The sequence below is a fragment of the Thermodesulfobacteriota bacterium genome (assembly GCA_036482575.1).
In the GTDB taxonomy this organism is placed as follows: domain Bacteria; phylum Desulfobacterota; class GWC2-55-46; order GWC2-55-46; family JAUVFY01; genus JAZGJJ01.
Genome location: JAZGJJ010000055.1, coordinates 1 through 9229 on the forward strand (window position 1 = coordinate 1; position 9229 = coordinate 9229).

General features: G+C 59.5%; 7 protein-coding genes. 4 read left to right on the forward strand and 3 right to left on the reverse strand.

Going from position 1 to position 9229, the window contains the following annotated elements:
- Positions 1 to 36 precede the first annotated feature (36 nt).
- Both V3W31_02550 and V3W31_02555 read left to right on the forward strand, forming a co-directional pair.
- Positions 37 to 2970 (forward strand): response regulator, encoded by a 2934-nt coding sequence (locus V3W31_02550; GenBank protein MEE9613818.1) that lies wholly within the window; start codon positions 37 to 39, stop codon positions 2968 to 2970.
- The gene (locus V3W31_02555; GenBank protein ID MEE9613819.1) at positions 2963 to 3355 is read left to right on the forward strand and encodes a response regulator; all 393 of its coding nucleotides are present in this window, start codon (positions 2963 to 2965) and stop codon (positions 3353 to 3355) included. The genes V3W31_02550 and V3W31_02555 overlap by 8 nt, the downstream gene beginning before the upstream one ends.
- Here V3W31_02555 and V3W31_02560 read toward each other — a convergent pair.
- Genes V3W31_02560 through V3W31_02570 form a run of 3 tightly spaced genes read right to left on the reverse strand, consistent with a single transcriptional unit; the run spans position 3352 to position 7421 of the window.
- Entirely contained in the window at positions 3352 to 5382 is a 2031-nt protein-coding gene (locus tag V3W31_02560) for a DUF3488 and transglutaminase-like domain-containing protein (protein ID MEE9613820.1), read from the reverse strand. The two genes, V3W31_02555 and V3W31_02560, sit on opposite strands and share 4 nt — an antisense overlap.
- Positions 5379 to 6449: a DUF58 domain-containing protein gene (locus V3W31_02565; GenBank protein ID MEE9613821.1), complete on the reverse strand. Its 1071-nt coding sequence runs from the start codon at positions 6447 to 6449 to the stop codon at positions 5379 to 5381. The genes V3W31_02560 and V3W31_02565 overlap by 4 nt, the downstream gene beginning before the upstream one ends.
- A gap of 30 nt (positions 6450 to 6479) precedes the next feature.
- Complete coding sequence (locus V3W31_02570) at positions 6480 to 7421, reverse strand: MoxR family ATPase (GenBank protein MEE9613822.1); 942 nt, start codon at positions 7419 to 7421, stop codon at positions 6480 to 6482.
- Between the two features lie 229 nt (positions 7422 to 7650).
- Here V3W31_02570 and rpsB point away from each other — a divergent pair, with 229 nt between their 5' ends.
- Positions 7651 to 8559, forward strand: coding sequence for a 30S ribosomal protein S2 (rpsB, locus tag V3W31_02575; protein ID MEE9613823.1), 909 nt, complete (start codon positions 7651 to 7653; stop codon positions 8557 to 8559).
- Between the two features lie 53 nt (positions 8560 to 8612).
- Positions 8613 to 9229 (forward strand): translation elongation factor Ts (tsf, locus tag V3W31_02580; protein MEE9613824.1); only part of this gene is annotated, 617 nt, incomplete at its 3' end.

Below are 9229 nucleotides of genomic sequence, written 5' to 3' on the forward strand. Positions count from 1 at the left end.
CCCTTCCGGGGATAAGCCGGAGGGGGGGAAGGGGGAATGATGCCGCGGGGTATATTCAGCGCGCTAAGCATCTCCAACAAGATAGCGGTGGTATTCCTTCTGCTCCTTGTAATGGTGGGGGTGGGGGGTGGGGTGGGCCTCTACAGCATGGGACAGGTCTCGCTTTTCACCGAAACCCTCTATAAGGATTCCTTCCAGCGGGCCGAGAACCTTTCCACGGTCGAGAGGGAGTTCCTCTTTCAGCGCCAGGAGCTCTTCCTCCACATCATAATAACCGATGAGAGTTCCAAGTACTTCCTGAAGGAGGCAATGGCCGAGCGCAGGAAAAAGATGGCGAGGCTCCTGGAGGAATACCGGTCGCCGGGGCTTAGCGGTGAACAGCAGGGGAGAGTCGACGACCTCGGCGGCCTTTTAAAGGGTTACTGGGCCGTCCAGGGTGAGGTGGTCGAGCTTTCCGCCTCCGGGCAGAGGAACCCTGCGCTCGAACTTCTGGGGGGGAAGGGCACGACGAGCTTCCACGGCGCCATCGACACCCTTAAAGCCGTCATCAAGGACGAGAGGGCGGCGGCGTATGAGGCCTACCAAAAGACCGAACATTCCATAAGGATATTCACGTACGCAACACTCGCTTTAACGGTGCTGGCGATACTCCTGGCCGCGGGTATGTGGTACATATTAACGCGTGCCATCGTAAGGCCCATACTCTCCATAGAAGACTCGGCCAGGAAGATGGCCGGAGGGGACATGAGCCAGAGGGCCCCGGTCGTCTCCGGTGATGAAATAGGCGACCTCGCCGAGGAGTTCAACAGAATGGCCGGCAGCCTGGAGGGGTACTACACCTCGCTCGAGGGGAAGGTGGCGGAGAGGACCGATGAACTCGGGAGGGCCAACGAGGAGCTTGAGGCCAAGAAGATGGAGCTTGAGACGAAGAACGAAGACCTCGCCCGCGCCAGCCTTATGAAGAGCCAGTTCCTCGCAAACGTGAGCCACGAACTCAGGACGCCGCTTAACTCCATAATAGGATTCTCCGAGCTTCTCCAGGAGAAGGCCTTCGGGAAGCTCAGCGAGAAACAGGGGCAGTACGTGAACTTCATCCACTCCAGCGGGGGGCACCTCCTCCAGCTCATAAACAACATACTCGACCTCTCCAAGATAGAGGTGGGCAGGATGGAGCTCTCCCACGAGGAGTTCCCTCTCTCCGAGATCCTCGGCGAGATAATGGGCACCGTACGGCCTATCGCGCATAAAAAACATATAACCCTCGACGCCAGAGAGGCGCACGCCTCCCCGCTGATAAGGGCCGACAGGGGCAAGTTCAAGCAGATACTGCTGAATCTATTGTCCAACGCGGTAAAGTTCAACGTCGAGGGCGGCTCGGTCGTCGTGGACTGGGACATGGTCGAAGAGCCGCGGGGCATGGAGATGAAAAGGTTCCTCGTCCTGTCGGTAAGGGATACGGGCATAGGCATAAAGGAGGAAGATCTAAAGAGGGTCTTCCTGGAGTTCGAACAGCTCGACTCCTCCATCACGCGGGAGTACGGCGGTACGGGGCTGGGTCTCGCGCTTACCAAGAAGCTGGTGGAACTGCACGGGGGGGAGATACGGGCGGAGAGCGACGAGGGGGCCGGGTCGGTCTTTACGGTAAAACTTCCACAGGAATTCGAGAGGGTGGCGGCGCCGGTACTTACGGGGCAAGCTCCCGTGGAGGCGGAGGAGAAGAGAGAGGAGCGCCCGCGCATACTCGTTGCCGCCGAGAGCTCCGATATAAACCGGCTGATCGAGGTATATCTCTCCAGCGAGTGGTACGACATCGTGATCTGCCCCGACGGAGCGGACCTCATAAAGAAGGCCGGGGAGAAAAGGAAAAAACCCTTTGCCGCCGTCATAGGTATTACCATTCCCAGGAAGGACGGCTGGGAGGTCCTGAAGGAGATGAAGGCCGACCCGGAGCTGGCCGATATCCCGGTGATAATCGTATCGGCGACGGACAACAGGGAACTCGGGTTGAGCCTCGGCGCCGCGGACTACCTCATAAAGCCCGTAAGCAAGAAGAAGCTCTTGCGTGCGCTTGAGCGCCTTAGTTACACGAAGAGTCTCGGCAGGAGTGTCTTCAATATCCTGGTAGTGGACGATGAGCCTCAGATACTCAAGATACTCGACGACCTCTTGAGGGAGGAGGGTTTTGGCGTGATCAAGGCGAAGGACGGGCAGGAGGCGGTACGTCTGGCCGTGGAGAAGGTGCCGGATATCATGATACTCGACCTTATGATGCCCGGCATGAGCGGCTTCGACGTAATAAATAAGTTGAAAGACCACCCCGAAGCGGGGGATATCCCGATAATAATCTCCACCGCGAGGGAGATAACGAACGAGGACATCAAGCTGCTCGGTGGAAACGTCAAGAAGATACTGCAGAAGGCCGACTTCTCCAGGGGGAAGCTGCTCTCGGAGATAAGGCTCCTTGAGATGGCGTACCCGGAAAGGTCGGACCTTGTAGACCGGACCACCAAACTTCCCAACAAAAGATACTTCGAGGGGGCGTTTTCCCGCGAGATGTCGAAGGCGACGGATGACGGGTACGTCTTTTCGGTCTCCCTGGTGGCTATAGACGATTTTTCCGCGTTCACCGGGAGCGGCGCCCTTAGAGAGATCGGGGCCCTTTTCAAAGAAAACCTCAGGGGGGGGGACTTCGTCGCAAAGTACGACGATGACGAGTTAGCGATGCTCCTTCCCGGCGTCACCGGCGAACAGGCCCACAAGGTGGCCGAAAAACTCAGGGGGATAATCGAGTCCCACTCCTTCGCCGGCGGAGGAGTGGAGGGAAAAGGGCTTACGGTAAGCATAGCCGTAGCGTCACTTCCGGCGGACGGCAGCCTCGACGTCCTGAAGGAACTCGAAGCCGCTATAAGGGACATGCGCTCGTCCGGCGGCAACAGAGTGTCGCCCATAAGGGGGTTGGACAATGGTTAGCGCAAGGAAGGGAAAGGTCCTGGTCGTCGAGGACAACGTTATGAACAAAATCCTCGTCAAGGAGATACTCAACCTCCACGGCTATGAGGTCATAGAGGCGGCAACGGGCGAAGAGGCCGTTGAGATGGCCTTAAGCGGTAAGCCGGACATAGTGTTGATGGACGTAAACCTGCCCGGTATGGACGGTGTGGCCGCTACCAGGGCGATCAAGGATACGGAGGGGTTCGAGGGGATGCCGGTCGTGGCCATTACCGCTTCGGCCATGAAGGGAGACGAGGAAAAGTTCATGGGGAGCGGTTTCGACGGCTACATCCCCAAGCCCGTGGACGTGGCGGTGCTCCTTGACAGTATAGAGCGGGCCCTGAGACAACGCAAGCCCGGTTAAGCCCCGCCGCTCTTCTTAAGGGCGGCCAGTGCCCTCCTGACCCTTGTCATATCCTTCCCCACGAGCTTTCTCCCCCCGTACCTTGCCTCCTGAAAGGCCTCTGTTATTAAGGTCACCTCCGCCATGGCAGAGCGCGCCGCGAACTCCCTCGGCGTTTCGAAGGGCTCTTTATTGAGTCCCTTTTTTTCGAGCGCGGAGAGCATATCGAGATAGAAGCGCGGCGTCCCTCCCGCCCTCGGCACTCTCCCGCCGCCGGAGGCCTTGAGTATATAGAAAATAATGAGGAGGGTCATCGTCAGCAGGGCCGCTCCCACAGGCCGCCCGAATGAAGTCCCGCCCGGCCACCCTTCCCGGAGCGCATTTCTGAAAAACTCCCGTATCCCCGTAAACTCCTTTTCAACCGTAAGCGCCAGCCCTATCTGGTCCGAGAGGCTGTAGTTTATCACGTACCTCGCCCACCTCCACCGGAGCGAGTCCATATAGAAGGCCAGGCCGGACAGCGCGGAGGCCGGCGGCGCGTCCCCCGGCGGCGTGGGGTCGAAGCTCACCCACCCCAGACCGTCCACGTACGCCTCCACCCATGTGTGGGCGTCCTGCTGGCGGACGAGAAGGTAGCCGCCGAACTCGTTCCATCTGCCGTGGAGAAAGCCCGTTACCATACGGGCCGGGATGCCGACCGATCTGAGGAGCAGCACCATGGCCGTGGCGTAGTGCTCGCAATAACCCTCCCGTGTGAAGAAGAGGAAGTCCTCTATCGGGGTCCTGCCGGCGCCCCTTGCCGGGCTGAGCGTATAGCGGTAGTTGCTCTTAAGGTGGCTTTCGATTGTCATTACCCTTGCGAGGACGGAGTTTTTTCCATTCCCCCCTGTGAGGTCGTCGGCGAGGGTCTTTAGCGCGGGAAGGTCGGGCGTGGACGGCAACTGCAAATAAAGGGCGATTTCCTCCTCGGACGGGGGTCTGTCCATCGAGGTCCCTCCCGGAGCGAGCCTCGACCAGGCGGTGTACTCTATTCTGGAGTAGGGCGGGGCGGCGAGGTATATAGATCCCGTGGCGTCGGTCCAGAGCCTTGGGAAGCCGCCGGAGAGTACCACCCCCCTGGAGGCGGCGAAGAGCACTTCGGTCTCGAGCGGCTCCAGCATTATCTTCTGCTCCAGTAAAGGACCGGCCGCGTTCATTATAATGAAGTTACCACCCGCGCCGCCTCTTACCTCCCTCTCACCAATGGTCCTCGTCCAGCCGTCCCCTTCGTAGCGGTCGAGCGCGGTGCCCCTGAAGTAGAGCGGGCCCGGAGGCTCCTCAGACCTTCCGGGAAGCTCCACCCTCATGACCACGGTGGAGTCAAGCTTTACCGGGCCCAGGACGCCGAGATCCACCCCTTCCGAGAACCCGACCACCTTTACGGTATTCAGTGTCTTGGACTCGAAGAAGCCCAACCCCATCCGGGGGATTATGAGGAAGAGGGCGAAGGTAATGACAAGCGACACTGCGGTCAGCACCACCGTCCAGCCGAAAAAGGTAGAGCCGAAGATGCCGTCGGGTATGGTCTCCGACGGGGAGGAGCACTCATCGAACTCCCTCTTCACGGTAAAGATTATCATGGCCCATATCGCGCACATGACGAAGGCCGCCAGCAGCAGGAAGAAGAGCGGGCTTACGGTCGAGGCCGCGGCGGCCAGTATCTGGAAGAAGACCAGGGAGTAGAGTATTACGTGGTCCCTGGTCTCCTTCAGGTCGAAGAGCTTGAAGGCCACGAACACGGTGAGGAACCTCGCCGAGGCGTCTATAAGCCTGCCCGAGACCATGAGGTAATCCATAAGGAAGAGGGCGAAAACGAGAACGGCAAGCAGGGTCCAGAGGGCCGGTGGGAAGGCGACGGGTTTCCTTGTGTTCAGGATGAGACTTACCGCCATGGCCGCGCCGACGAACGCTATGAATGCCGCGCTGATGTTCTCGACCAGGCATATCGCCGAGAGGCCGATGGCGGCCATGAGATATGTTACGGTGATGGTGTAGGTAGAGAAGCTCATGTCACGGTCCGCACCGACGGGGCCCCTTCGCCTTCTGCGGGTTCAATCAGCGCAAGCGTGTGCAGTATACGCATAAGCTGCTCTCTCCCCGCCGCTGGCCGGAGCTCACGCGTGAGGGTCCGGAGCCCCACCGCCGCTCCCTCCTCGATAAAGTACCTGGCCGCGGAGGCGGCCTCCTCCACCGCCCGCTCGAACACCTCCGGGTCCTCGTCCCTGTAGTTGTCGAATACGATGAAGAGTCTCCGCTCGGTTTCCTTTTCGAACTCCCGCCGCATGAGTTTCAGCGTCCTCGCGGTAGACCTCCAGTGTATGAGCCTCGCGTCGTCCATGAAGGTATAGTCCCTGAGGCTGTAGAGCTGTCCGCTGTCGGGAGTCCCCCCCCCCCTGGCCACGGTCTGCGCCGCGCCCGTTAGCGCCCCCCCGTCGCGGCCCCTGAGCCTTATGGGGTTCGCGGCCGGGTATACTATCACCTCGTCTTCCACCCACTCCGTCCTCCCCTTGAGGAAGAGGCCGAAAGGAAAGCGCGTCCTGAGCCCGACCCCTCCGAGCCTGTGGACTCCTCTGGTACGGAAGGTATACTTTGACCGGCACACCGTCTCCTCCCCGGCGGAAAGTTTCAGGAGGTACGCCGTCTCGCTCCGGACCTCCGGAGCCGCGGACTCGGCCAGCAAGAGGGAGTACGAGGCGAAGAGCCTCTTTTCATTTTTTACATGGAGGTCTACCACTGCGGGCTTGCCTTTGAATACGCGCCGGGGCAGCTCCCGCCTTACCCGTACTTTCCTGAGCGTACTTTCGCTCATTATGCCGGAGATTATGATAAGCGAGAGGAGCATGGCCACGACGAGGTAGAGGAGGTTGTTGCCGGTGTTTATGGCCGCGGCACCTATGAGGAGCAGCACCGCAATGAAGCGCCACCCCTCCCTGGTGAAGGAGATGCTGCGGGGGAGTTTCCAGAAGGGACGTCTTTTCGGGGCGCTGGTCGGGGGGGCCGGGGGCTTGCCGAAGAGCCTCCCGGCCAGCATGGTAAGCCAGGGGAGGGGGGCGGATAGTACGGGTCCTATGCTCATGACGGCCGTTTACGGAGAGTTACTGTACTTTCAGATGGGAACGCGCACACCTTTGAGGACCTCTTCCATGAGGACGTCCGTATCCCCGGCGTCCCCCTCCATTCCGTACTCAACGGGTATAACCCTGTGGGCGAATACCGGCACGGCGAGTCTTTTTATGTCGTCGGGGATGCAGTAGTCTCTTCCCTCGACCATCGCCATGGCCTGGGCGGCCCTGTAAAGGCACATGGTGCCGCGCGGGCTCACGCCGAGCCGGAGGCTCTTCCGCTTCCGGGTGATCGCGGCTATCTTTATTATGTAGTTTACGAGCTCTTCCTCCACCCGGACCTTATCCACTTGCTCCTGGAGCCTTATGACCTCCCCGGCGGAGACGACCGGGCTCAGATTTTCAGGGAGCAGGGCGTCGGGGGGGGACTGGATTATCTCGCGCTCGACCGCCTCGTCCGGGTAGCCTATCTTTATGCGCATGGTGAACCTGTCGAGCTGGGACTCGGGCAGCGGGAAGGTGCCGGAGTACTCGAGCGGGTTCTGGGTGGCAAGGAGCATGAAAGGCGAGGGCAGGGGAAGGGTCTCCTTCTCCACCGACACCTGCCTGTCGTTCATGGCTTCGAGCAGCGCGCTCTGGGTCTTCGGGGTGGCCCTGTTTATTTCGTCGGCCAGCACTATGTTCGCGAATATGGGGCCCGGCTTGAACTCGAAGCTGAGCTTGGCCTGGTTGTAGATGGTCACGCCCAGCACGTCGGAGGGCAGGAGGTCGCTGGTGAACTGTATGCGCTGGAAGGAGCAGCTGATACTTCTTGCGAGCGCGTGGGCGAGGGTGGTCTTCCCCACGCCGGGCGCGTCCTCGATCAAGAGGTGCCCGCGGGCAAGGAGCGTGGCTATCGCCAAGTCTATGACCCCTTTTTTGCCCCGGACTACCTTTTCGAGGTTCTCTCTAAGGGTCTTTATCTTATCGTGCGCGCTATGCTCCATTGATTTCAGAGTTTAGCAGATTTCAAGCTCGTCCGTCAAACCGGCCGCATATACGGTGCCGCATGCCTACACTTTTATTCTTGCAAGCCCCCCCCGGTTATGGTAAATTTATAGTCTTAACTACGCACGCACCGGTTCCGTCTGGTGGTGTCCGCCCTTACGGGAAGGGTGGATTCCGGTCGGGTTAAAAGGTGCGGAGGTGAAAAACCAAAACGAGAGGGGAGAGAAAATGGCTTATCTTACAATGAAACAGCTTCTTGAGTCCGGTGTACACTTCGGCCACCAGACCAAGAGGTGGAACCCGAAGATGAAGACCTATATCTTCGGCGCGCGTAACGGGATATACATCATAGACCTCCAGCAGACCGTGAAGATGTTCAGGTCCTCTTACGACCTCATCAGGAACATCGTAGCCAATGGGGGGGGCAGGGTGCTTTTCGTAGGCACCAAGAAGCAGGCCCAGGCCTCGATCGAGGAAGAGTCGGCGCGGTGCGGAATGGACTACGTAAACCAGAGATGGTTAGGGGGGCTTCTGACCAACTTCTCTACCATAAAGAAAAGCATAAAGAGACTGAAGGAGCTCGAGGAACTCAAGGGGGAAGAGGGCTACACGGGGGTTATAAAGAAGGAGGGCGTGAGGCTCGAGAGGGAGAGGCTAAGGCTTGAGAAGAACCTCGGGGGCATTCGCGACATGGACCGCCCGCCCGTGGCTATGTTCGTGGTCGACTCCAGGAAGGAGGCGATAGCCGTGCGCGAGGCCCGCAAACTCGGGATCCCCGTGTTCGCCATCGTCGATACCAACTGCGACCCGGACGCCGTGGACTACGTAATACCGGGCAACGACGACGCCATAAAGGCGATAAGGCTCTTTACGTCCGCCGTGGCTGACGCCTGCCTGGAAGGTAAGGCCCTCCACCAGGAGAAACTGCAGGCCGCCTCCGACAAGGCGGCGGAGGAGGCTGCCGCCGCGGCCGAGGAGGCCGCCGAGCAGCAGGCCGTTGAAGAGGCGGAAAAGATGGAAAAAAAGGAAAAGATGGAAAAAAAGAGTGCACCGGAAGAGAAGGCGGCAACCAAGGCGGCGCCGGCGGAGGAACCTGATAAGCTGGCGGCAAAGGCCGGTGAGGTGTCCGGCGGATAGCCGGAAATCTGTTGCCGCAACTATCGATAAGGAAAGCGGAGGTACTGCTTTAAATGGAAATATCAGCCGGACTTGTCAGGGAACTCCGGGAGAAGACCGGGGTAGGCATTATGGACTGCAAGAGGGCCCTGGCCGAGTCCGAAGGAGACATCAGCGCGGCCACAACCTACCTGAGGGAGAAGGGGCTTGCCGCAGCGCAGAAAAAGGCCGGAAGGGCTACAAGCGAAGGGCTGGTCCTTTCATACATCCACCCGGGTGGAAGGGTGGGCGTGCTCGTCGAGACTAACTGCGAGACGGACTTCGTGGCGAGGACCGACGAGTACCGGGCTTTCACAAGGGACATCGCCATGCATATAGCCGCAATGGGCCCGCTCTACGTCGAAAGGGACGAGGTCCCGACCGACATGCTGGGAAAAGAGAGGAACATATACAGGGCCCAGGCAAGGGAGAGCGGCAAGCCGGACAAGATCATCGAGAAGATAGTAGACGGTAAAATCGAGAAGTTCTTCAAGGACGTATGCCTCCTTGAGCAGACCTTCGTGAAGAACCCGGACCTGAACATCGAGGGGTTGGTCAAAGAGGCCATAGCGAAGCTCGGCGAGAACATACAGGTCAAACGTTTTGCGAGGTTCATGGTTGGCGAAGGGGGGGAGGGGGGCGAAGGGGTGGA